This window comes from Vibrio pomeroyi, assembly GCF_024347595.1.
Lineage (GTDB): Bacteria > Pseudomonadota > Gammaproteobacteria > Enterobacterales > Vibrionaceae > Vibrio > Vibrio pomeroyi.
Map to the genome: position 1 here is coordinate 2,562,185 of NZ_AP025506.1, position 24,734 is coordinate 2,586,918.

Consider the following 24,734-nt stretch of genomic DNA (forward strand, 5'->3'; position numbering starts at 1 on the left):
TCCTAGCCATTTATAATTTGCATTTCTTATTATAGTCGCATTCCGCTTTGCATTATGCAAATTAGCCACAATATTTGTATTGTATTTTTTTACTTGCTTCAAGTAATCAATGTTTTATCTATATGGCACGAACGATGCAATTATACAGATGACCTTCGGGTCACCTAGCCAACTGACGTTGTTAGTGGACTGAGTGTCCACAAACGTAAGCCAGTAGAACAATTACTACTGGCTGTTTTTTGTCTGAAACACTCTCAAATGTTGTCTTTTGAGGCGAACTTCTTTAGTTAATACTTGAGTTAAGAAGTGCGATTAGCTGAAGAGAAGTTAGCTATTAGTAATGAATTGCTTTCTTAACTGCTCTATTTCATCACGCTTCTGTGCCGCCAATTCAAATTCCAAGTTCTGAGCATGCTGATACATTGCCGCTTCCAACTTGCTGATCTCTTTATCAAGCTGTTGCGGCGTAAGCACTGCATAACTTTCTGAAGGCTCAGCCACCTTAGACAGCGGAACTTGTTTAGATTGTCGCTGTTGTTTCGACTTGGTGATATCACCCAGTTCCATAATGTCTTTGATATTACGCTTAAGCGCTTGCGGCGTAATACCCTGCTCTTCGTTGTAAGCCTGCTGTTTCTCTCTACGACGGTCGGTTTCATCAATCGCTTTTTTCATCGACTTAGTAATCGAGTCACCGTATAGGATCGCTTTACCTTCTAGGTTACGTGCGGCACGACCAATGGTTTGGATCAGAGAACGTTCAGAACGTAAGAAGCCCTCTTTGTCTGCATCAAGAATCGCCACCAGCGATACTTCAGGCATATCCAAACCTTCACGAAGTAAGTTAATACCCACTAACACATCGAACTCGCCCAAGCGCAGGTCTCGTATGATCTCTACACGCTCAACCGTATCGATATCCGAGTGCAAGTAACGAACCTTAACGCCATGCTCGCTTAGGTATTCGGTTAAGTCTTCCGCCATTCGCTTCGTCAACGTGGTAACCAAAACACGCTCTTCTTTCGCTGAACGGATTCTGATTTCAGACAACAAGTCATCAACCTGAGTCGCAACCGGTCTTACTTCAATAATTGGATCTAACAGGCCAGTAGGACGAACGACTTGATCGGCAATCTCGCCATCTGATTTTTCAATCTCGTAATTACCCGGAGTGGCAGAGACAAAAATCGTTTGCGGCGCGATCGATTCAAACTCGTCGAACTTCATTGGACGGTTATCCAATGCAGAAGGCAAACGGAAACCAAACTCAACCAGAGTTTCCTTACGCGAGCGGTCACCTTTATACATGGCGCCAATTTGTGGCACGGTCACGTGTGACTCATCGATAATCAACAGACCATCATTAGGTAAGTAATCAAATAGCGTCGGAGGCGCTTCCCCTTCGGCACGGCCACTTAAGTATCGTGAGTAGTTTTCGATACCCGAGCAGAAACCAAGTTCGGTCATCATCTCGATATCAAACTGAGTTCTCTGAGAAATACGCTGCTCTTCCAAAAGCTTGTTGTTGTCTTTTAGGTATTGAGCTCGGTCTCGAAGTTCGTCTTTAATGTTCTCAATCGCCTCAAGGATTTTCTCCCTTGGCGTTACATAGTGAGTTTTCGGATAAACAGTAAAGCGCGGTAAGTCTCTTTGCTTGACCGCACCAGTTAGTGGGTCAAAGATACTGATGCAATCTACTTCGTCATCGAACATTTCGATGCGCACAGCATCTTGGTCAGATTCAGCAGGGAAGATATCAATCACTTCACCACGAACGCGGAACTGGCCACGCTCGAACACGACGTCGTTTCTTGAATATTGCAGCTCAGCCAAGCGGCGTAAGATATCGCGTTGGTCCATGACCTCACCGCGACTCAAATGAAGCATCATCTTCAGGTAAGACTTAGGGTCACCCAGACCATAGATAGCCGATACAGACGCGACGATGATGGCATCTTTACGTTCTAGCAAGGCCTTGGTTGCCGAAAGCCTCATTTGTTCGATATGGGCGTTCACAGACGCATCTTTCTCGATGAATGTGTCTGTTGTCGGAACGTAGGCTTCTGGTTGGTAGTAATCGTAGTAAGACACGAAATATTCAACGGCATTATTAGGAAAGAAGGATTTCATCTCGCCATACAACTGCGCCGCTAACGTCTTATTAGGTGCTAACAAGATCGCAGGTCTTTGAGATTGGGAAATGACGTTAGCAAGGGTAAAAGTTTTACCTGAGCCCGTTACCCCTAGTAGAGTTTGATGTGCCAAACCAGAATCTAATCCATCTAGTAATTTGGTTATCGCTGTCGGCTGGTCACCGGACGGGCTGTAGTCCGATACCAAGTCAAAGAGTTTACTCATAGGTCGCCATTTCCATACTGTTTTTTTAATCAGGTCATTGTCACTCTAGGAGGAGTGTCGTTGCAACTATTATCTAGAGAAATGCTTCTTAAGATTCGAGATCAGTTATAGCTTTTATTTTTAGAACTTGGTATTATCCGTGCCCCTGCAAAGTTTCCCCAGCTAAATTACTCGAATTTTAATCCACCACTTTTCCCCAAAAAACCTAAAAATACCGCTTGTTTTACTGCTCAATTTATAATCTAGAAAAGTTATACAACCGTGATATTTTGATACTATTTCTTTAAATACATCAAGTTAGATCCAATTTTTATATTTTCAGATTTATCCCAATTATTGTTGTTAAAGTTTCACACACACACTTATCCACAATTTTGGTGGATAACTAAAGCAAACCTAAATCCAATAAGGCGTTCTAGAAAGTAAAGTTTTTTATCTTACTTTTTTCTGCTATTTTTTGTTGACAGAAAAACGGACTGTTATTAGAATTCGCGTCGCTAACAAGCAATTCCCCTTTAGTTCAGTTGGTAGAACGGCGGACTGTTAATCCGTATGTCGCAAGTTCAAGTCTTGCAAGGGGAGCCAAATTCTAGAAGAAAGCTCAATCGAAAGATTGGGCTTTTTTCGTATATAATTGCGACTAACTTGTTCCAAGTTAATGTCACACCCGAATCGTCGGACCGCCCCACCCGCCCGGGTCAAGTCTCGACAGTGGGGCAAAATTTAAAGAAGCCGCATCACTCGATGCGGCTTTTTGCGTTTTAGTCGAAAAAAAAGCTCAACAGACACAGCTGTGATTAGCTAACACCCATAAAAAAACGCCTCACAAGGAGGCGTTTGGCTTAGTGACTAAACTGAGCTTTATTCTAGGTTAAACAGTGTGGTTATGCTTCAGCAGTAACCGCATTAACCTGTGTCTGTTGATCCGCTTGTTCTTTATCAAAACCTTCATGCAGATGGTAGTAACGCTTGTAAACAAGAGCACTTACTGTCATTAGAATGGCAGGCAGTCCTACCATCATAAATTGTAAACCCATAATTGTGCTGTCAGACTGTTCCACGTTTGGTACGTAACCCACGATTGATAAGCCGATACCCACGATGAAACCACCCGCTGCACCTGCAAACTTCACAAGCATAGTTTGAACAGAGAAAATAACACTCTCGCTACGACGACCTGTTTTATGCTCACCGTAATCCACAACATCCGCTAGCATAACCGTTTGAAGTGCGTTTGCGATGCCCACACCAAACTTGATTGCCGCACCTGCGATACCAATTAAAATCGCGTTACCTGGAGCAATGAAGCCCATGATTAGCAGAGTGATACAAGACAATACAGGGAAACCACAAGCGATAACCCATAGGTGCTTACGTGGCAATGCAGAAGCAATACGAGGGAACAAGAACACACCAGCAACTTCAGCAATACCTGCAACCATCATATAAACAGGGAACAAGTCTGCGTTGCCTAATGCGTAAGAGAAGTAGTAAATGGCAAAACCACCCACTAGCAAGTTAGCGATTTGGAACGACAATACCGTACCGATAAGTGCTTTTAGTTGGTCATTTTTGCCGATGATAACCAGTACATCTTTAAAGCTAAAACGTTCAGCAGGTTTAGCATTCGCTGGTGCAGATTTTTCTTTTACATTACGAGCAATCAAGAATGCGCTCATCACAAACAATACCGCAATCAACATAGCAACGTTGAAGAAGCCTTGTCCTTGGTCACCATCACCCAACTTACCAACAATGTGTAACCCGTAAGTACCCGTAATAAACCACGCTAAGCTAGCAAACAGTCTTGGCCATACCACAAGCTTTTCACGCTCTTGGCGAGAACTTGATAGCGCAGGAATCATAGACCAGTATGGAATATCCATAATGGTGTAAGTAAGACCCCATAGGATATAAGCAGCAGCCGCATAAATGTATAACGTAGTGCCTTCGAACATGTGCGTACTGAAAAGACCAACGAGCACTACCGCATTTAATAAGGTACCAATCACAATCCAAGGTCGGAATTTACCAAACTTAGATCGTGTGTTATCAACGATAACGCCCATCATTGGGTCGGTCACCGCATCGACGATACGAGCGGCTAAAAAGATGGTACCCACGAACGCAGCTGAAAGCCCGGCAACATCCGTAAAATAGAACATCAGGAAGATGTAGATCGGAGCACAGGCAAAGTCTTTACCGAGAGCCCCAAGTCCATAAGATAATTTGGTTTGTAGAGTAATTTGATCAGACATAATATTTCCTTCAGGCACGTAACCCCATCTCCTAACAGACGTTGAAACGCTCACCTTTTATTTATAATAATTCATCCACTTAAGTTCCGTTTTAGAGCCACTCTTTGGTCGCTTCTTAAAACACTCAAGTATCAAGTCCGACGCTAATGTAACCATTAGTCTTAATTGATACTGTGATCAACAACCACTTCATGGAAACGTTTTCAGTCCAATTATCAAAGTGAGAGATCAAACAATAAATCACTCTTATTTTTAGAGAAAAAGCGCGATTTAAGTCATGAAAATCATCTACTACGCACTCACCTTTATGAGAACGATTACAGAAAGCGAATGCTACGACCTGTTATCAACATGGGTTCTTACTGACAATAACGAGCTCGATTCATTTTTGTGTAGCAAAAGTAACGTTGTTAATGGCAATAAAAAAACCGCACAAGTCTCCCTGTGCGGTTCATGGATTTCAAAATTATCTATATGAGTTAATCGATACGCTCAAACTTAATCAACATCGCGGTTTCAGCATCAAGGATTGGCATTGTCAAACCAACCTCAGCACACCATGCTCCAGACAGCTCGCAACCAGATTCCGTCCAAGGTGGTTGATAATTAACGATGTCGCTGTAATTAGCAGGCTTATCTATCACAGACACCTTATAAATACTTTGCGGATCTAACCCAGGGATTCGTAAGTGCCCACTCAGTGAATTAGTTGGCATCGCCAGTTGTGCCACCATAATAACAGCCTCTGATGTATCTTCTGACACCACCGCATGTATTTGATGAGCGTTATCGTCTGTCGGAATTCGCCAGGTTCGTCCACTATGCAGCAATGGGCGCAACATCTTATGTAAACGAATATAGTGCTCAAAACCCTGTTTCTCTTCTTCGACTTCTTTCACAGGATCTAATTCAATACCCATGTGACCAAAAAGTGCCGTGAGCCCCCGAAACTCGATGCTATGGCGGCGACGAGTACTGTGGCAGTGGCTTGCTCCGATATGGCTTCCCATCACCTCTGGCGGGAAAAAGTAACTCATTCCACGCTGAATCGTTTGTCTTTCCAGAGCATCATTGTTATCAGATGCCCAAAAACGTTGTGTACGCTTAAGGACTTCAAAATCAATACGTCCACCACCCGCTGCACAGGATTCGATATCGACTGCTGGGTGTTTCGCTCGCACTTTGTCGACCAGCTCATAATAGCGAGCCGTTTGTTGGTGAGCCGCCGCTTTGCCCAAGTGTGCAGGTTGTACAACTTCTCGGTTCATATCCCACTTGATGTAAGCGATATTGTATTGGCTCAAAAAATGGTCAAGACGCTCAAATAAGAAGTCGAATGCCTGTTGATTCTGGAGATCGATAACATATTGATTTCGCCCTGTCGGCTGATCATAGCCGTCAACCGCCAGCAACCAATCAGGATGCGCTCGATATAAGTCTGAATCTTTGTTGATCATCTCTGGCTCGAACCACAAGCCAAATTCCATACCTAGTTGATTCACGTGTTCGACAACAGGCTTTAAACCATTCGGGTATTTTTCTTCATCTAAGAACCAATCGCCTAATGCTGCTTTATCGCCATCACGCCCTTTAAACCAGCCATCATCAATGATAAAGCGCTCTACTCCCATCTCAGCGGCTTGGCTAGCCATCGACATAATGTAATCAGGGTCATGGTCGAAATAGATACCTTCCCATGTATTCAGGTGGATAGGTCGAGGTTTTTGTACGAAAGATTCCGGCAAAATTGAATGACGTACGTGTGAATGGAATTGGTGACTCATTCCATTTAAGCCGGCAGCACTGAAGCTCGCGTAAAGCCAAGGCGTTGTTAAGGTTTCGCCTTCATCCAATGCGATCTCGCCCGGAAGATAAATCACTTCGGCTTGCACATAGCGACGACCATCTGCTTTTACATCAGCACGTAATCTGTGGTTTCCACTCCAAGCGAAGTGAATCCCCCATACATCACCGTTCATTTCATTGAAGTTGGATGTACCGACAACCATTGCAGGGTAATGCTCATGAGACGTTCGTCCGCGACGGTTTTCTTGTTGATACCCGCCTTGTTGTAAGGATTGACGCACCGTTTGGAACTCATGAACCCAACGGCCGTAATACGTCATAAGCTCATTGGCTCTAGCAGGTAACGGCAAGGTATTTGCCAGACGGCTCACCTGATAAAGCCCAGGTTTCATATTGGTTAGCGTGTGACGGGATTTAACGACGTCATGTCCATCAAGGCATAGCTCCGTTGTCAAACGTAAGCCAGCTCGTAGGTCTTCACTCTCAATGAGTAAGCTCGATGGCGTCTGTTGAATCTCCGTAATAGAAAAAACTGGCGCCCAATCCATGCCATCTCGGTGCCCTTCCAGTGCAGGACTGCTGAAAACGCCACGTCCGAGCTCGGGACTCAGTGACATTGCAACATCATTATCAAGGCGGCCATATGGAACAGGCCTTTCAAGAGAAACACGGAAGTTGGCTAAATCACCACGAACGGGGACTCCCCAATGAAGAATTTCGGCAAAATCGCCAAGTTCCACAATCAGTTGCGAGTGTTTACCGGTAATATCAATTAGGGATTTATTCGTCATTTTTTTAACCTTAACGCGTTTAATTACCCCGTATCATAGTTATTGAGCCCAGAGTTTCTGTGATCAAACTCGAAATCATGAAAACGTTTCCAGTAAATATCTAAGACTGATAACTTTGGTAAATAGCTCCTAATTCAAAGATTTAGATTGACCACCATTCCATCTCATATTGCCTACCTCTAGGTAGAATTGAACTTTCCACTCTAAATAAAGCAATATAAAACGATAATTAACGGCAATTTAATCCTTTAAATTCAGCAAATTAAATCAAAGTTCCCATTAACACATAGGCTAAAATACATTTCCTCTTGAACTGATCACATCACACTCGTATTCTTAGATCTTCGAGTACATCTATGAAGTGTCTCTCTGGGTCCTAACTTTTACATTCCAGCTTGACGGTACAGAACACAATGCTTGTAGCCTTGCTGCTGCATTTGCTTTGATACTTACTTCCTTGTCTCACGAGCCCAGTTATCATTAACTGGGCTACTTTTCCCCAAAGCCCTCGAACAACTGACACTCAAAGCACACCACGCCCACTTCACCTCTACTTTCAAGACAAACAACAGCATCATCACTCCTTCTAAACCACCGCACAGCACTGAGTAAAGAAAACGATTCCACTTAAAAGTCACAAATCCTTGCGTAAAACCGTCTCTACAAGCCCAATAATCAGATCAAAATCACACAAAATAATCACAAACCCATCAATAGCATGAAAATGCCAACTTCATCATGAAAACGTTTCCAGAGTTTATTTACACTCTCGCTCGAGTTAGGACTCAAACATAAAAATATCCATAAATAAAAAATAATGGAGACACTTCATGAAACAAAAAATGCTAGTCAAAGCATTAGGATTCACTCTGTCCCTCGCCCCATTAGTCAGCTTCGCTGCAGTGGAGAACGTAACGTATTTTGGTTATGCAAAATGGGGCAACATCTACACCGACAATGACCAACATAACGACGGCAAAGGAGAACGCAACGACGTTATTCGAGCAGGCCAAGGTTACGGTAACTACCGTTTAGGTAATGAACTAAATTGGTGGGAAGCGGGGGTGAAAGCCGATGTATGGCGTGACAATGACGCCTATTTTGACACCACGATTTATCTAGGTAGTGGTGATAGCTGGGGAGACGTGAGTACGATTCAGCTTTGGTCAGCAGGCCATGGGCTTATCGACGGCCAACCCAACGCAAAAATTTGGGCAGGTGAACGTTTTTACCGTCGCCACGAAGTCCACATGATAGATGTGAAGTACTGGGATACATCCAGCACCGGTCTTGGTATTGAAGATTGGGATCTCGGCTTTGCTGATGCTCACTTAGCTTGGATGGCACCAAACTCTTCAAGTGACGATGGACGCAGCCTTCATAACATCGATGCCCGCTTAAGTGGCATTGAACTGAGTGAAACTGCGGACCTAACACTCGGCCTAAACTACGTAACTACGCAGAACTCAAGCTACGACGATAAAGACATTACTACTTCTGGCGCAATGCTCTCTGCTCTTTACCGTCAAGCTTGGAACTACGGTTCAAACACCTTGGCTTTCCAATATGGTACCGATGCGTTGGCAGGCGGGTTAATGAGTGCTGAAGGTGGCTCAAACAGAAAATACAGCACGGGCGTGGAACACGATGGTTCTAGCTGGCGCCTATTTAACCACGGTGACTTGAATATCAGTGAAGATGTTCAAGTGATGTACTCCATCGCTTATCAAGACAAAAACCTAGATAACAACGATGGTGAGAAGTGGTTCAGTGTCGGAGCTCGTCCTCAATATGCTTGGACAGATTACATGTCGACAGCATTAGAGGTGGGTTACGAAACGGTAGAAGCTCAAAACGGCTCGGGCACCAACGATATGTATAAAGTGACCGTGGCTCAAATGTTCCAAGCTGGAAAAGGGGTATGGGCTCGTCCATCTATTCGTATTTTTGCGACGTACTCTGAATCCAACAACGAATGGGACCGTGGTAACGAAGTGTATGGCACGGCGACGAGCATCAATGCAGAGACCGTCGATGAAATTACCTTTGGTTTCAACGTAGAAACTTGGTGGTAAACACAGAAACCAAGCGTTGATTCAACCATTGAGTTGGCGCTTGAAACTGGAATAGCAATTTAATGGGGAAGCCGATGGTTCCCCCTTTACAAAGGTAGTAATCAGATGAAATTAAAATCATTGGTAGTCATTGTCGCGGCATTAACTTTAAGCGCATGTAGCGGCATACCAGAACAAGAACTCAATACTGATTTCAATAGCAGTGCATGTTGCTCTCAACTCAGCACGCTCCCTGTCACTCAATTGTCTATTCCATTCCACCAGCAAGTCATCATGGACGGTGATTTACCGACCCTGCCCGCTTCAACACTGAATGAAAACGTAGCAGCGAACAACCAACGGTTTCCAACGACCGCATATCAAATTAGTGACGATGCAGAATCGCTCTCACTGTTAGTGCGCTCATACATAAAAGATGATGGCTTGTTCGCTCCATCGATCTATATCTTTGATAAGCAATGGCAACTGCTCGGCCAGTACAGCGCGAACGACTTCACTTATTACCCAACCGCTATGCAAGGGCTAGAAAGAATTGAGGTATCCATTTCACTTATGCCTCAACGAGACAATGCACAATATGTTGTGGTTAGTGCCGATAGCACCAAATTAGACAGCACTATCAGTCGTATTCACCCTGAAGAGCTGTATTCAGAATCTCAGCAAATCATCGGCAATAAGCAACTGCCTCTAACCGCCACATTTAGCAATGTTGGGATCATTGATCTTACGGCGAGCGAATCTACAAACAGTGCGGTATTGACTCTCTTGGCTAAGCTTGGTGTTTCATCAAATACTCAACCTGAAACCTTAGGTTCGCAGCCACCTTCTCAGCCATCACCTGTCGAAACGAACCAACAAGCACAATGGTTGAACGTTCAACAAGAAATTGACCAAGCACTCGATAGTAACGACGTCAAACAAGCCGCATTTATTGCTAACCAAGCGGCCGAACAGGGCTTGCCACAAGCGAAAGATTATTTACTAAAACGACTCGCTGAGTAGCAAAAGAAACACGTAATACAAACCATTTGAACAACGGTCACCACAGCTTAAGAAAGTGGTGACTCAATAGAATAATTATCAATATTGAACACTTTAAGAGTAGGAATACCATGAAGGCATTTTCAAACATCATCCAAAGACGCGATTGGGAAAACCCGCAGTCTGTGAATATCCACTGCCTAAATGCGCACAGCCCATTATCAAGCTACCGCAGCCTCGAACACGCTCGAGACGGCATTGAATCACAACGTAAATCTCTTAATGGACAATGGAAGTTCAAATACTTTGATGCACCGGAACACGTTAACGGTGAGTTCATCGAAACGAGTTTTGATGACTCGCAATGGGACGAAATAACCGTTCCTGCTAACTGGCAACTTCAAGGCTACGATAAGCCGATTTACGCCAACGTAAAATACCCATTTGAAGTGAATCCACCGTTTGTTCCAGCGGATAACCCAACTGGTTGTTACCGCACTCAAGTTATATTGATGGAACAAGATTTAGAAAACACACAACGTATTATCTTTGATGGTGTCAACTCTGCTTTTCATCTCTGGTGTAACGGTGACTGGGTTGGCTACAGCCAAGATAGCCGTTTACCTGCCGAGTTTGACCTAACTCAGTACCTGACCGTTGGCGAAAATACGCTTTCAGTCATGGTGATGCGTTGGTGTGATGGTAGTTATCTTGAAGACCAAGATATGTGGTGGTTAAGCGGTATTTTCCGTGATGTTACCTTGCTAGCAAAACCAAAGCAGTGCATTGAAGATGTATTCGTTACTCCAGACCTAGACGCATGCTATCGCGATGGTTCTCTGTCTATCGTGACAAAAATTACGGCACCAGACACCTTCCAAGTACAGGTTCAATTGTTTGAAGGCGAGAACGCAGTTACCGAGCCGATTATCGACCGTCCACACAATCGCCGCATTGATGAACGCGGTACTTATGATGATGTGGTATTCCAAACTCTTCATGTCCGAGAGCCAAAAAAATGGAGCGCAGAAGTTCCTAATCTCTACCGGGTTGTTGTGTCTCTACTGGATAAACAGGGTAACCACATCGAAAGCGAAGCCTATCAAGTCGGTTTCCGAAAAGTAGAAATGACCGACGGTCAGCTGAAGCTAAACGGAAAACCAATATTGATCCGTGGTGTGAATCGTCATGAACATCACCCAGAGCTTGGGCATGTAATGACGGAAGAAGATATGATCCGTGATATCTGCTTAATGAAGCAATACAACTTCAATGCGGTGCGCACAGCCCACTACCCTAATCATTCTCGATGGTACGAACTGTGTGATGAATACGGTTTATATGTGTGTGATGAAGCGAACATCGAAACTCACGGCATGCAGCCGATGAACCGATTATCTGCCGATCCACAATGGGCACACGCGTATATGAGTCGCTATACACAAATGGTGATGCGCGATAAAAACCACGCTTCAATTATCATTTGGTCTTTGGGGAATGAGTCCGGACACGGCAGCAGCCACAATGCGATGTATGCATGGTCAAAACAGTATGACCCTTCTCGCCCAGTTCAATACGAAGGCGGCGGTTCAAACACCACAGCAACCGACATCATTGCTCCTATGTACGCACGCGTTAACAGCACTATCGAAGACGATGCAGTTCCGAAATGGTCTATCAAGAAATGGGTTTCTTTGCCTAATGAGCAACGCCCACTGATCCTTTGCGAATACGCGCATGCAATGGGTAACAGTTTAGGCAGCTTTAACGATTACTGGGATGCATTCAGAGAGTACCCTCGTCTGCAAGGTGGTTTCATCTGGGATTGGGTTGACCAAGGTCTAAGCCAATGGGATGAAAACGGTGAACACTTCTGGGCATACGGTGGCGACTTCGGTGACACGATCAACGATCGTCAGTTCTGCATCAATGGTTTGATCTTCCCAGATCGCAGCGTACATCCAACCTTGGAAGAAGCAAAATACTGCCAAAGAATGATCAGCGTGACCTTGGATAAGCAAACTGAAAACCAAGTCCGCCTAACGGTGACCAATGAGAACCTATTCCGTGCGACTGACAATGAAACACTGAACTGGCAATTGCTTGAAAATGGCATCGCGGTTCAATCGGGCCAGCAAGTTTTATCCATCGCTGCAGACAGCTCGCAAGCGCTTGAAATAGATCTTTCGTTCGCACCAAAAACAGAGACTCAATATCATCTCAACACAGATATCACTTTGACTCATGCAACCCAATGGGCAGAAAAAGGCCATGTTTGTGCAACAGAACAGTTTGCCTTGCGTAACCAAGCTGGATTACAAATTCCTGAGCCTAAGAACGCCCTCGCACCTCAAGTGAAACAAAACGACACTCACGTTATGGTGTCTAGCCTAGATGAAACACATCAATGGCAATGGGATACACAAAGCGGATTACTCACCAACTGGATTGTCGACGGACAACCTCAGGTACTCAAAGCCCCTGAAGATAATTTCTATCGCGCGCCACTTGATAACGACATTGGTATCAGTGAAATCGACAACATCGACCCGAACGCATGGGCTTGTCGATGGGAGCTCGCGGGAATTGGTCAATGGGAACGTCAATGTACAAGCTTTGTCATGCAAGGCCTCGCGGATTCGGTACAAGTGACTTCTGTGTTCGCTTACCAGTTTAATGGTCAAATCCAAGCTGTGACAAAATGGCTCTACACGTTAAACAATCAAGGTGAAATGCACATAGCGGTTGATGTCACCCTAGCCGACCATTTACCACCAATGCCACGTATTGGTCTTGAAATGGAACTGCCTTTACCAATCGAAACCGCAAATAAAACACCAATTTCATGGCAAGGTTTAGGGCCGTTTGAAAACTACCCTGACCGTTTGGCTGCTGCTCGATTTGGGGCACACAAGCAAACCTTAGATCAAATGCACACGCCTTATATCTTCCCAACAGACAGTGGCTTACGTTGTGGTACTAAGCATTTGAACGTCGGTAACATCAGTGTCGAAGGCGATTTCTCATTCAGTGTCGGTCAATACAGTCAGCAACAATTGACGAGTGCCAAACACACCAATGATCTTACTCGAGAAGAGAAAATTTACGTACGTGTTGATCATAAACATATGGGCGTTGGCGGTGATGACTCTTGGAGCCCAAGTGTCCATCAAGAATTCCAACTCACTGAAAACCAATACCGTTATCAGGTAATACTAAAAAGCACATCATAGGCAAAGTTAAACCAGCGGGTCAGCCTGAATCCGCTTGGTTTTACGATGTCCTGATTCGCTTAATTCACACGCCAATGTGACTATAAAGCCAAGTTCTACCTAAGAGCTTGGCTTTTCATTTTTAAACTGTCGAACACTCCCAAATAAACCCTCAAACCCCGTCATATTTAGCGTTTAGTGTTTGAATTGCCTAAGTATCCGGTGTTAAATGTCCAACCATCACCACCACACAGCGTTAAATTTAGAATAAGAGAGCGGAATGGCTACCATTAAAGATGTTGCGAAAGAAGCAGGCGTGTCAATTGCGACCACCTCTCGAGTGATCAACAATGCGCCTCACACCAGTGAAACCGCCATTACAGCAGTAAAGGCGGCAATGGAGAAACTTGGCTATCGCCCAAATGCCAACGCTCGTGCACTGGTCAGCAAGTCTTCAAACGCGATTGGTGTGCTGGTTAATGATGTTTCTGCCCCTTTCTTTGGCTCGATGATCAAAGCCATTGATACCGTGGCAAGTGAACAAGAAAAACAGTTACTGATTGGCAGTGGGTATCATGACGCGACTAAAGAGCGCAATGCGATTAACTTGCTGATCAACAGCCGCTGCGAATCTCTCGTGGTTCATAGCAAAGGCATTAGCGACGAAGAATTGGTTAAGCTAGCGAATGAAGTGCCCGGCTTGGTTCTCATCAACCGAATTGTTCCCGATATCGAAAGCCGCTGTATTGCTCTCGACAACCGCCGAGGCTCTTACATCGCGACGGAATATTTGATTAAAAACGGTCACAAGCACATCGGTTACATCTGCTCGAGTCACAACATTGAAGATGCTCATGATCGCTTAGCGGGTTATTTGGATGCACTGAAAGACAATGGTATTGAACCTAGTGACGAATACATCGAATACGGCGAGCCTGACGAATTAGGTGGTGAACAAGCCATGGTTAACCTAATGGCTAAAAACACCGACATCACAGCGATTGCCACTTATAACGATTACATGGCTGCAGGCTGCTTGGCACTGCTGCAAGAAAACGGCATTCGAATTCCAGAAGACATGTCCGTTATTGGGTTTGATGATGGACACATTGCACGCTTCATTTACCCTAGATTGACGACCATTCGCTACCCAATTCAAGTCATGGCAAATCAAGCGGTTAAATTATCTCTTCAACTCGCAAGCGATGAACCGAAAGAACAGTCAGAACATAAGTTGTTTATGCCTATACTGGTGCGCAGAGCTTCGGTTAGAAACATCAGTTAAGAATACTCGGGGCACTAAAAGCGTAGCTTCATAAAACGAACAGTTACTCGGGCTTGGTGTTTTCGATTCCTGACACTTTTTACAACAAAGAAAATAGGATTGATTTGATGAGTTATCATTCGGTTAATCTTATTTTTCATTCCCATCAAATACCCACCTATACTTAACCTGATCTATCTTAATCAAACGTTTACTCGTTGATTTTTTCACCAAGTGTCTAAATCCCTAGTGATCCTTGGTTGTTATTAGGTGAGCAAAGCAGGATAATATCGGGATCGGAATCTCAAGAATTAATCCATTATGACCGAATACCTTTTGTTGTTGGTTGGCACAGTGCTAGTCAATAACTTTGTGCTAGTGAAGTTTTTAGGGCTATGTCCTTTCATGGGAGTCTCCAAGAAACTGGAGACTGCGATTGGCATGGGCCTCGCGACGACTTTCGTTCTGACGTTAGCGTCGGTATCTGCATACCTAGTAGAAACCTACATCCTTACCCCTCTGGGTATTGAATACCTGCGTACCATGAGCTTCATCTTGGTTATCGCGGTAGTTGTTCAATTTACGGAAATGGTCGTTCACAAAACCAGCCCGACTCTTTATCGCCTATTGGGTATCTTCCTACCTCTTATCACCACCAACTGCGCGGTATTAGGTGTGGCACTTTTGAACATCAATGAAAACCACAACTTCATCCAGTCGATCATCTATGGTTTTGGCGCGGCTGTGGGTTTCTCTCTTGTTCTGATCCTATTTGCTGCGATGCGTGAGCGTATTGCGGTTGCTGATGTTCCAATGCCATTCAAAGGCGCATCAATTGCGATGATCACAGCAGGCCTAATGTCTCTGGCATTTATGGGCTTTACTGGGTTGGTGAAATAAGCATGAGTACCATTTTAATTGCGATCATTGCGCTAGCCGTTTTAGCCGCTGTTTTTGGCGCTATTTTGGGCTTTGCTTCTATCCGATTTAAAGTAGAAGCTGATCCTATCGTCGATCAAATCGACACCATTTTACCGCAAACTCAATGTGGCCAATGTGGCTACCCAGGTTGTCGTCCATACGCAGAGGCGATCGCTAACGGAGACAAGATCAACAAATGTCCTCCTGGCGGCCAAGCAACCATTGAGAAGCTAGCAGACTTAATGGGCGTAGAAGTTGAAGACTCCGCTCATGACTTAGATAACAAAGTAAAAACCGTTGCTTTCATTCATGAAGATATGTGTATCGGCTGTACCAAGTGTATTCAAGCTTGTCCTGTTGACGCCATTGTTGGTGGCACCAAGGCACTGCACACAGTAATCAAAGATGAATGTACAGGTTGTGATCTATGTGTCGCACCGTGCCCTACTGACTGTATCGAAATGATTCCAGTGGCAACAACGACTGAAAATTGGAAATGGCAGATGAACATCATTCCTGTTACAGATATCACTAACCAAGCAACTGATGCGACTGCGTCAGAGCCTAAGGCGTAGGGTTAGTATGATCTCTTTAATTGAACAAATTCGCACGGGCTCTATTTGGAACTTCCCGGGCGGCGTACACCCTGCTGAAAACAAGAAACAATCCAATACCACTGATATCGTTCACGCAAGGCTTCCTGAAGAAATCGTTCTTCCGGTAAAACAGCACATCGGTAAGCCAGGTAACTTATTGGTTGCTGCGGGTGACACCGTACTAAAAGGCCAACAACTGACAGCCTTGGACACGGGTTTTACGTTACCAGTACACGCACCAACATCGGGTGTGATTACCGCTATTGAACCAAGAACTACCGCTCACCCTTCAGGCTTAAGCGAACTCAGTGTAGTCATTAAACCTGACGGCTTAGACACTTGGATTGAAAAACACCCAGTTGAAGACTTTTCGACAAAAAACTCAGACGAACTGCTTGATGTGATTCGCCAAGCTGGTATTTCAGGTATGGGCGGCGCAGGCTTTCCTACTGCGAAAAAGCTTCAGTCAGGACTTGGTCGTACTGACATTTTGATCGTCAACGCTGCTGAGTGTGAACCTTACATCACCTCTGATGACAAGTTGCTTCAAGAACATGCCGAAGAAGTACTAAAAGGCATCGAAGTGGTTGAACACATCCTTCAACCAAAACTGACCGTGATTGGCATTGAAGACAATAAGCCAGACGCGATAAAAGCACTTGAGATTGCAGCGAAAGACAAAGATATCGTCATTCGTGTTATCCCAACAAAATACCCTTCAGGTGGTGAGAAACAACTGATCAAGATCCTCACCAATAAAGAGGTTCCAGCTGGCGGTATTCCTGCCGACATTGGTGTTTTAGTTCAGAACGTCGGTTCTCTCTATTCGATTAAGAGAGCAGTAATAGACGGCGAACCTGTCGTTAACCGCGTTGTGACTTTAACCGGCAAGACCTTTAAGCAACCTCGTAACGTTTGGGCGCTATTAGGCACGCCAGTACATGAGTTGCTTGAAGAGTTTGGCTACAAAGCCGATAAAAAGCTGCCGCGTTTGATTTTGGGCGGCCCTATGATGGGCTTCACCTTGCCACATGCCAATGTGCCAATCACTAAAACGTCGAACTGTATTTTAGCGCCAACGCGTCGTGAGATTTCTCCAAGCACTTACGAAATGGAATGTATTCGATGCAGTGCTTGTGCCGAAGCTTGCCCTGCCTCCCTACTGCCTCAACAGCTGCAATGGCACGCTAAAGCCAATGAGCTGGACAAGTGCGAAGAGCTAAATATTAAAGACTGTATTGAATGTGGTGCTTGTGCGTTTGTTTGCCCAAGTGAAATTCCTCTGGTTCAGTACTATCGCCAAGCGAAAGCCGAAATCAAAACAAGAAAAGACGAAGCAACGGCCGCAGAGCGCGCCAAGGTTCGTTTCGAAGAGAAAAACGCTCGTATGGAGCGTGACAAAGCAGAACGCGAAAACCGCTTCAAGAAAGCCGCGGATAACCGTCGCAAAGACATGAAATCAGCAGACGGTGACGATGCAATTGCTGCTGCGATTGCACGAGTTAAAGCACAAAAAGCCGCTGCTGATCAGGCTCCAAGTGAAGAGCCAGCAGTGAAACCTGCGGTTGCAGCTGCGATTGCTAAAGCAAAAGCGAAACAAGCTGCGGCTCAGAAAGCAGACGGTGCTGAACCAGACAACTCTGAAATGTCGAAGCTACGTGAAGAGCGTAAGCGTCAAGCTCGAGAACGCAAGGCACAACAAGCTGCTGCTGACGCTCCAGATGAAAGCTCTGGTGATGGCAAGAAAGATGCTGTCGCTGCAGCTATCGCTCGTGCTAAAGCTAAGAAAGCTCAACAAGCGGAATCAGCTTCTGATGCTCCGGCGGAAAGTACTGGTGACGGCAAGAAATATGCCGTTGCTGCCGCCATCGCTCGTGCTAAAGCGAAGAAAGCTCAACAAGCAGAGTCAGCTTCTGACGCTCCTGCTGAAAACTCTGGCGACGCTAAGAAAGATGCAGTTGCTGCAGCTATTGCCCGTGCTAAAGCCAAGAAAGCACAACAAGCAGAATCTGCTTCTGAGGCTCCTGCTGAAAGTACTGGCGATGCCAAGAAAGATGCAGTCGCTGCTGCGATTGCACGTGCTAAAGCGAAGAAAGCTCAACAAGCGCAATCAGCTTCTGATGCTCCTGCTGAAAGTACTGGTGATGCCAAGAAAGATGCGGTTGCTGCTGCGATTGCACGTGCTAAAGCGAAGAAAGCACAGCAAGCGGAATCGGCTATTCAAACAGAAAGTGAAGCTCCAACTGGAAGCTCTGGCGATGCTAAAAAAGACGCAGTTGCTGCGGCCATTGCACGCGCTAAAGCGAAGAAAGCTCAGCAAGTAAAACAAGCTGAAACAGTAGAAACGCCTGAACCGGTAATTGAAGTTGAAGCTGAAACTCAACAAGAGTCAGTCGATCCTAAAAAAGCGGCTGTTGCTGCCGCTATTGCACGCGCTAAAGCTAAGAAAGCCCAGCAAGCGAAACAGGCTGAGACAGCAGAAACGCCAGAACCAGTGATCGAAGTAGTAGCTGATGCTCAACCAGAAGCTGTCGATCCTAAGAAAGCCGCGGTTGCTGCCGCTGTCGCACGTGCTAAAGCGAAGAAAGCACAGCAAGCTAAGCAGGTCGAAGCTGAAGAAATCACTCCTGAAGCCGTGGCTGAACCATTAATTGAAAAAGAGACTGTGGTTGAATCTGAGGCTCAATCAGAACCCGTCGATCCTAAGAAAGCAGCCGTTGCTGCCGCAATTGCTCGTGCTAAAGCAAGAAAAGCGCAGCAAGAGCAAGATAAAAAGAACAATGAGGAGAAAGAGTAGTGGCCTTCTTTATCGCCAGCTCACCGCACGCACACAATCGTAGAAGCACCCCAGATCTAATGAAATGGGTGGCTATTTGTGCATTGCCAGGTCTACTAGCTCAAACCTACTTCTTTGGATGGGGTACGCTCATCCAGTTAGTATTTGCTATCGCACTTGCTGTTACCTTTGAAGCAGCTGTAATGCTACTAAGAAAACGTCCGCCAGTAATGGCGCTGCGTGATTACAGTGCGGTTGTGACCGCCTGGCTACTCAGTGTCGCTATTCCTCCGCACTCACCGTGGTGGATTCTAGTGATTGGTATGTTCTTCGCTATTATTATCGCGAAACACCTATATGGCGGGCTTGGGCAAAACCCATTTAACCCGGCGATGGTCGCTTACGTTGTTTTGCTGATCTCATTCCCAGTTCAGATGACCAGTTGGAATGCTCCTACTAGCTTAACCGCTGAAGCAACGAGCTTTGTTGACTCATTTTTGATGATCTTTACCGGTTTCAATAACGAAGGTTTGTCTCTTCAACAAGCACGTCTTGGTATTGATGGCACCACAATGGCAACGCCGCTTGATGCATTCAAAACCGCATTGGCAGCAGGTAACACCGCTTCTGAAGCTCTGTCTCAACCGCAATTTAGCTGGCTAGCTGGCGTAGGTTGGGAATGGGTGAACCTTGCTTACCTCGTTGGCGGCTTGGTACTGATCAAGCAACGCGTGATTCAATGGCATATTCCAGTGGCGTTCATCGGCAGCCTTGCGTTGTTTAGCCTAGTGTTCTTAATCCTAACTCCAGGTGAAACCGCTTCCCCAACCATTCACCTATTGTCTGGCGCAACCATGCTTGGTGCATTCTTCATTGCAACCGACCCGGTTTCGGCTTCGACGACAGTAAAGGGACGCTTAGTATTTGGTGCTCTGATTGGCGCGTTGGTGTTTATTATCCGCAGTTGGGGTGGCTTCCCTGATGGCGTGGCGTTTGCTGTATTGTTAGCCAACATGTGTGTTCCACTGATTGACTACTACACCAAACCTCGTACGTACGGTCACTAAGGAGCGGATACCATGCTAAATGCTATTAAGAAAAACGGCCTTGTACTCGCGATTTTTGCTTGTGCTTCAACAGGTTTGGTGGCGGTAACGCACTACCTAACCAAAGATCAGATCAAACAGCAAGAACAGGCTCAACTGCTGTCTGTACTTAACCAAGTGATCCCGCACGATCTTCACGACAACGAACTGTTTTCGTCTTGTACTTTGGTTCAAGCAGAAGAGCTTGGTACTGAGCAAGCGATGCCAGCTTACATCGCTAAACTTAATGGTGAGCCAAGCGCGATTGCTATCGAAGCGATTGCACCAGACGGCTACAATGGCGCGATTAAAGTCATTGTTGGAATGAAAATCGACGGTACGATTTTAGGCACTCGCGTGCTTTCACACCAAGAGACTCCGGGCTTGGGTGATAAGATTGACCTACGTGTGAGTGATTGGATTCTTTCGTTTGCAGGTAAGCAAGTGACGGACTCTAATCTAGACCGTTGGAAGGTTCGTAAAGACGGTGGTGACTTCGACCAGTTTACTGGCGCAACCATTACGCCAAGAGCGGTCGTTAAGTCGGTTAAAAAAGCGGTTCAGTACGTTAACCAAAACAACCAAGCATTGCTTGCTCAACCTCTAAATTGTGGTGGTGAATAATGAGTGACCATAAAACACTAATCAAAAATGGCATGTGGGCTAACAACCCTGCCCTAGTTCAACTTCTTGGCTTATGTCCTCTGTTGGCTGTGTCTTCAACGGTGACGAACGCACTTGGACTGGGTATTGCGACTCTGCTTGTATTGGTCGGTTCGAACGTTGCTGTTTCTCTGGTTCGTAACCACGTACCAAAAGAAGTGCGTATTCCAGTATTCGTAATGATCATTGCATCACTGGTAACCTGTGTTCAGCTTCTGATGAATGCTTACGCGTATGGCCTTTACCTGTCTTTGGGCATCTTCATCCCACTGATCGTAACCAACTGTATCATCATTGGCCGAGCTGAAGCCTTCGCTTCTAAAAACGAAGTGCTGCCTGCTGCTCAAGATGGTTTCTGGATGGGTCTTGGCATGACATCGGTACTGGTTGTACTGGGTGCAATGCGTGAGGTTATTGGTAACGGCACCTTGTTTGATGGTGCAGACCTGCTTCTTGGTGATTGGGCTTCTGTGTTACGAATCCAGATATTCCAATTTGATAACAGCTTCTTGCTAGCCCTGCTTCCGCCAGGTGCCTTTATTGGTGTTGGTTTTTTGATTGCGTTGAAAAACATCATCGACAACCAAGCAAAATCTAGACAGCCTAAACAAGAAAAACCAGTCATTGAACGCGCTCGCGTTACTAATGCTTAATAAGTTACAGTAGCTTAAACCCCTGATGAGTAGCTCAACCGCTCAGCAGGTAATTAGATTGACCAAGTACACATAATAATGACGCTCATAAGGGCGCGTAACCGATGATAAAGCCTGAGCATTGAGAGTTTATTGAATACCAACTCCGGAACTCAAGCCCTAACTATTTGAAAGTAATGTCGCTATGAACAATGTAAAACGAGTAGAAATACTTGAGCGTTTAAGAGAAAACAATCCAAAGCCAGAGACTGAGCTTAACTGGAACAGCCCTTTCGAGTTGCTGATCGCGGTACTTTTATCAGCACAGGCCACCGATGTCAGTGTCAACAAAGCAACGGATAAGCTTTACCCGGTCGCTAATACTCCACAAGCCATTTTCGACCTAGGTGTTGATGGCTTGAAAGAGTACATCAAGACAATCGGCCTATTTAATTCAAAAGCAGAAAACACGATTAAAACGTGTCGAATGCTGCTTGACCTACACAACGGTGAAGTACCGGAAGATCGTGCGGCATTAGAAGACCTTCCTGGCGTTGGTCGTAAGACAGCTAACGTAGTATTGAACACCGCTTTCGGTTGGCCAACCATTGCCGTTGATACTCATATCTACCGTGTATCAAACCGTACTAAGCTAGCAATGGGTAAAACGGTCGACGATGTTGAGGCTAAGCTTCTCAAAGTCATTCCAAAAGAATTCAAACTGGATGTCCACCACTGGCTCATTCTTCATGGACGTTACACCTGTGTTGCACGTAAACCACGCTGTGGCAGTTGTATCATTGAAGACCTATGTGAGTTCAAAGAGAAGACTGACGTCTAGGCTAGCTCTAAGCTGAAGAAGCTAAGAAGCTAAGAAGCTAAATATCACCGCATTTTTCTCGCGGTAAGAACCGAATTACAAAAACGTAAACATAGTTAAAGCTAGGAGCAAATCATGTCAAACGGTCGTATTTTACACACCATGCTACGCGTTGGTGATCTAGACAAGTCTATCGAGTTCTACACCAATGTAATGGGCATGCAGCTATTACGTAAGAACGAAAACAAAGAGTACGAATACACACTGGCTTTCGTTGGCTTTGGCGACGAATCTCAAGGCGCTGTGATTGAACTAACGTACAACTGGGGCACGACTGAATATGACCTTGGTTCTGCGTTCGGCCACGTTGCTATCGGTGTTGATGACATCTACACAACGTGTGACGCGATTAAAGCAGCAGGCGGTAACGTGACTCGTGAAGCAGGCCCAGTAAAAGGTGGCTCTACGCACATCGCATTCGTTAAAGATCCTGATGGCTACATGATTGAGTTGATTCAAAACAAACAAGCAAGCGCAGGTTTAGAAGGTTAATCCCTAAATACCTTTGCAAGATTAGGCTAGAACGTCTGATAAAATGAACAAAGAAGCGAGCACTATGCTCGCTTCTTTTTTATCACTCTCCCCATAATCGATATTCTTTATTAGGGCTTATTGATGTTTTGCGGTTGAATTTTGTTCGAGATAAAAGCGTTTTAATCGCGGCGAGGGAGACGTAGCCTAGTCATTTTAAGCAAGTCTCCCTCAACAAAGAGAAAAACGCTTTTTGCCGAACCCTTTGGGCAGCGTTTGCTGGTTATTAACGACTACGTTATCAACTTCTCTTACAAACAATATATCAAAGCCTCATCCTTCCATATAAACCCAGCAACTCGCTGCAAAAACAAGCTCAAAAGGTCAACACGCCCTATATATTATTAACAATCTCACTGATGAAACTTTACATGATAATGATTATCATTTAAATTAACCACCTATTGATTAGTGAGGTAATACAATGATTAGCGAATGGGAAAAACACACGTTACTCGCCGATACGGCATTGCAGCTCGATGATCCTGTACGAAGTATTCTTCACTATCAGCAAGCATTGAACTTAAGCGAAGAGATCACAGAACGTACCGATATTCAGGCAGATGAACGCTTACTGATTTCAGTGATTTCTTGTCACAATCTTGCGCAATTCTGGCGCTGGGCCGGTGATACTGAGTACGAACTTAAGTATCTTCAATTAGCTTCAGAAAAAGTGCTGACTCTGATCCCTCAATGCCCTAACACGCAATGTTCCAGCTTTATCGATTCTATTGGTTGTTGTAAGAAAGCACTTATCGATTTCATGAAACGCCATCCCAACCCTAAAATTGCTTCTATGGTGGAAAAGATCGATACCGCGACCAATTGTGAAATGATCGCTCGCTTCCGCTTAAACTAAGCAAGCTCCTTTCGCAGACGAAATATTTAGCCTTTTGATTCAGATACAAAAAGCCCGTCATGACGACGGGCTTTTTAATTTGAGCTTTAGATTTTTTAGAGCTAAACCTGCGTTCTGCCCAATGAGATAACAACGCGTCGGTTCTTGTCTTTACCAATTGGCGAGTTGTTGTCGGCAATTGGACGACGTTTACCATAACCTTGTACTTGAATACGATCTTCTGGCAAGCCGAGAGACTTGAAGTATTCTCTCAACGACTCCGCTCTTCTTTCTGAAAGGTTTTGGCTAATGCCTTTGCTGTCCACAGAATCGGTGTACGTTGCCACCAGCACAAGATCAATGTCTTGGTTGTAGCGAACATAATCAGCAATCTGGCTCAGCCTTTTACGTGACGACTTATTCAGCTGATCGCTGTTACGATCGTAATGCAAGATAGTGAAAGAGATATCTTCAAAGCTGTAAGGCAGTAAGTTGGCAACACAATCACTGAACACATTGTACTTTTCTTGGAACAACACCGACGACAAGGACACTTCGATACGTTGATCTCGGCTTTGCCACTCTTGGTAGCTGAATGTCGGGTAACGCCCTTTCTCCAGCTCACTCAAGATACCCCAAGCCGTTTGTCCACCTACGTAGCCATCAAATTGTTGGAAGAACTTAATGGTTGTCATGCGATCAGCACTTTCCCCCGGACGCCAAGGTGGTGGCATTGAAATCAAGCTGACATTGCGTGTCGCACCCATTGGGCGGCGCATTTTAAGCTCAAAGTCCAAAATGATTTTTTTACTCGCACGAGATGAAAACTCAGCGTCACCAAAATTTGGGATTGGATGAACTAAGCGACATTCTAGTGGCGTGTTAGCCACCATCTCCCACGTAGACTGTTGAGGAGATGCTCCGTAACGCTTTTCTTGTGCCATTACCGATGACGACATAAGAAGCGAAAATAGCATTGAACCTGTTATGAGTTGTTTCTTCATAAAGTGGAGTATCTCTTAAGCAATTCGTTTAACAATGCAGCCAATTGCCGCATTTTTCTCTCG

At 45.1% G+C, this 24,734-nt stretch carries 17 protein-coding genes and 1 tRNA gene; 14 read left to right on the plus strand and 4 right to left on the minus strand.

The window, feature by feature from the left end; translation table 11 throughout:
• Positions 1-327: 327 nt before the first annotated feature.
• Positions 328-2,358: an excinuclease ABC subunit UvrB gene (gene uvrB, locus OCV12_RS11165; protein WP_261884676.1), complete on the minus strand. Its 2,031-nt coding sequence runs from the start codon at positions 2,356-2,358 to the stop codon at positions 328-330.
• A 509-nt stretch (positions 2,359-2,867) separates the two neighbouring features.
• Between uvrB and OCV12_RS11170 the strand changes: the two genes are divergently transcribed.
• Positions 2,868-2,943: transfer RNA gene (locus OCV12_RS11170), tRNA-Asn, on the plus strand.
• Positions 2,944-3,242: 299 nt separating this feature from the next.
• Here the strand turns inward: OCV12_RS11170 and melB are convergent.
• Both melB and OCV12_RS11180 read right to left on the minus strand, forming a co-directional pair.
• Positions 3,243-4,616 carry a melibiose:sodium transporter MelB gene (gene melB, locus OCV12_RS11175; RefSeq protein WP_261884677.1) on the minus strand — a complete coding sequence of 458 codons (1,374 nt, stop codon included), beginning with the start codon at positions 4,614-4,616 and terminating at the stop codon, positions 3,243-3,245.
• 479 nt (positions 4,617-5,095) lie between these two features.
• Entirely contained in the window at positions 5,096-7,213 is a 2,118-nt protein-coding gene (locus OCV12_RS11180; RefSeq protein ID WP_261884678.1) for an alpha-galactosidase, read from the minus strand.
• An 830-nt stretch (positions 7,214-8,043) separates the two neighbouring features.
• On the opposite strand from OCV12_RS11180, the gene OCV12_RS11185 reads away from it, so the two are divergent.
• The 13 genes from OCV12_RS11185 (at position 8,044) to OCV12_RS11245 (ending at position 23,688) form a co-directional block, all read left to right on the plus strand.
• Positions 8,044-9,288, plus strand: coding sequence for a carbohydrate porin (locus tag OCV12_RS11185; RefSeq protein WP_136973539.1), 1,245 nt, complete (start codon positions 8,044-8,046; stop codon positions 9,286-9,288).
• A 105-nt stretch (positions 9,289-9,393) separates the two neighbouring features.
• Complete coding sequence (locus tag OCV12_RS11190) at positions 9,394-10,290, plus strand: MalM family protein (RefSeq protein WP_261884679.1); 897 nt, start codon at positions 9,394-9,396, stop codon at positions 10,288-10,290.
• A 110-nt stretch (positions 10,291-10,400) separates the two neighbouring features.
• The gene (locus tag OCV12_RS11195; protein WP_261884680.1) at positions 10,401-13,502 is read left to right on the plus strand and encodes a beta-galactosidase; all 3,102 of its coding nucleotides are present in this window, start codon (positions 10,401-10,403) and stop codon (positions 13,500-13,502) included.
• Positions 13,503-13,761: 259 nt separating this feature from the next.
• Positions 13,762-14,766 (plus strand): substrate-binding domain-containing protein, encoded by a 1,005-nt coding sequence (locus tag OCV12_RS11200; protein ID WP_261884681.1) that lies wholly within the window; start codon positions 13,762-13,764, stop codon positions 14,764-14,766.
• A gap of 300 nt (positions 14,767-15,066) precedes the next feature.
• Positions 15,067-15,645 (plus strand): electron transport complex subunit RsxA, encoded by a 579-nt coding sequence (rsxA, locus tag OCV12_RS11205; protein WP_004734039.1) that lies wholly within the window; start codon positions 15,067-15,069, stop codon positions 15,643-15,645.
• A 2-nt stretch (positions 15,646-15,647) separates the two neighbouring features.
• Complete coding sequence (gene rsxB, locus OCV12_RS11210) at positions 15,648-16,241, plus strand: electron transport complex subunit RsxB (RefSeq protein WP_004734040.1); 594 nt, start codon at positions 15,648-15,650, stop codon at positions 16,239-16,241.
• A gap of 7 nt (positions 16,242-16,248) precedes the next feature.
• A complete protein-coding gene (gene rsxC / locus OCV12_RS11215; RefSeq protein WP_261884682.1) occupies positions 16,249-19,059 on the plus strand; it encodes an electron transport complex subunit RsxC in 2,811 nt (936 codons plus the stop codon).
• A complete protein-coding gene (gene rsxD / locus OCV12_RS11220; RefSeq protein ID WP_261884683.1) occupies positions 19,059-20,105 on the plus strand; it encodes an electron transport complex subunit RsxD in 1,047 nt (348 codons plus the stop codon). Before rsxC ends, rsxD begins: the two co-directional genes overlap by 1 nt.
• A gap of 12 nt (positions 20,106-20,117) precedes the next feature.
• On the plus strand, positions 20,118-20,747 hold the full coding sequence (gene rsxG / locus OCV12_RS11225; RefSeq protein WP_261884684.1) for an electron transport complex subunit RsxG: 630 nt from the start codon (positions 20,118-20,120) through the stop codon (positions 20,745-20,747).
• A complete protein-coding gene (locus OCV12_RS11230; RefSeq protein WP_076656929.1) occupies positions 20,747-21,439 on the plus strand; it encodes an electron transport complex subunit E in 693 nt (230 codons plus the stop codon). The genes rsxG and OCV12_RS11230 overlap by 1 nt, the downstream gene beginning before the upstream one ends.
• Before the next feature lie 184 nt (positions 21,440-21,623).
• A complete protein-coding gene (nth, locus tag OCV12_RS11235; protein ID WP_210442762.1) occupies positions 21,624-22,259 on the plus strand; it encodes an endonuclease III in 636 nt (211 codons plus the stop codon).
• Between the two features lie 114 nt (positions 22,260-22,373).
• Positions 22,374-22,790 (plus strand): lactoylglutathione lyase, encoded by a 417-nt coding sequence (gene gloA / locus OCV12_RS11240; RefSeq protein ID WP_004734046.1) that lies wholly within the window; start codon positions 22,374-22,376, stop codon positions 22,788-22,790.
• Positions 22,791-23,253: 463 nt separating this feature from the next.
• Positions 23,254-23,688 (plus strand): DUF2753 domain-containing protein, encoded by a 435-nt coding sequence (locus tag OCV12_RS11245; RefSeq protein WP_004734047.1) that lies wholly within the window; start codon positions 23,254-23,256, stop codon positions 23,686-23,688.
• 101 nt (positions 23,689-23,789) lie between these two features.
• On the opposite strand, the gene motY is transcribed toward OCV12_RS11245, so the two are convergent.
• On the minus strand, positions 23,790-24,671 hold the full coding sequence (gene motY, locus OCV12_RS11250; protein WP_017632535.1) for a flagellar protein MotY: 882 nt from the start codon (positions 24,669-24,671) through the stop codon (positions 23,790-23,792).
• Positions 24,672-24,734 lie beyond the last annotated feature (63 nt).

Excerpts from the sequence above, each read along its gene's own strand:
- uvrB (WP_261884676.1), bottom strand. The coding sequence starts at position 2,358 with ATGAGTAAACTCTTTGACTTGGTATCGGACTACAGCCCGTCCGGTGAC.
- melB (WP_261884677.1), bottom strand. The coding sequence starts at position 4,616 with ATGTCTGATCAAATTACTCTACAAACCAAATTATCTTATGGACTTGGG.
- OCV12_RS11180 (WP_261884678.1), bottom strand. The coding sequence starts at position 7,213 with ATGACGAATAAATCCCTAATTGATATTACCGGTAAACACTCGCAACTG.
- OCV12_RS11185 (WP_136973539.1), top strand. The coding sequence starts at position 8,044 with ATGAAACAAAAAATGCTAGTCAAAGCATTAGGATTCACTCTGTCCCTC.
- OCV12_RS11190 (WP_261884679.1), top strand. The coding sequence starts at position 9,394 with ATGAAATTAAAATCATTGGTAGTCATTGTCGCGGCATTAACTTTAAGC.
- OCV12_RS11195 (WP_261884680.1), top strand. The coding sequence starts at position 10,401 with ATGAAGGCATTTTCAAACATCATCCAAAGACGCGATTGGGAAAACCCG.
- OCV12_RS11200 (WP_261884681.1), top strand. The coding sequence starts at position 13,762 with ATGGCTACCATTAAAGATGTTGCGAAAGAAGCAGGCGTGTCAATTGCG.
- rsxA (WP_004734039.1), top strand. The coding sequence starts at position 15,067 with ATGACCGAATACCTTTTGTTGTTGGTTGGCACAGTGCTAGTCAATAAC.
- rsxB (WP_004734040.1), top strand. The coding sequence starts at position 15,648 with ATGAGTACCATTTTAATTGCGATCATTGCGCTAGCCGTTTTAGCCGCT.
- rsxC (WP_261884682.1), top strand. The coding sequence starts at position 16,249 with ATGATCTCTTTAATTGAACAAATTCGCACGGGCTCTATTTGGAACTTC.
- rsxG (WP_261884684.1), top strand. The coding sequence starts at position 20,118 with ATGCTAAATGCTATTAAGAAAAACGGCCTTGTACTCGCGATTTTTGCT.
- OCV12_RS11230 (WP_076656929.1), top strand. The coding sequence starts at position 20,747 with ATGAGTGACCATAAAACACTAATCAAAAATGGCATGTGGGCTAACAAC.
- nth (WP_210442762.1), top strand. The coding sequence starts at position 21,624 with ATGAACAATGTAAAACGAGTAGAAATACTTGAGCGTTTAAGAGAAAAC.
- gloA (WP_004734046.1), top strand. The coding sequence starts at position 22,374 with ATGTCAAACGGTCGTATTTTACACACCATGCTACGCGTTGGTGATCTA.
- OCV12_RS11245 (WP_004734047.1), top strand. The coding sequence starts at position 23,254 with ATGATTAGCGAATGGGAAAAACACACGTTACTCGCCGATACGGCATTG.
- motY (WP_017632535.1), bottom strand. The coding sequence starts at position 24,671 with ATGAAGAAACAACTCATAACAGGTTCAATGCTATTTTCGCTTCTTATG.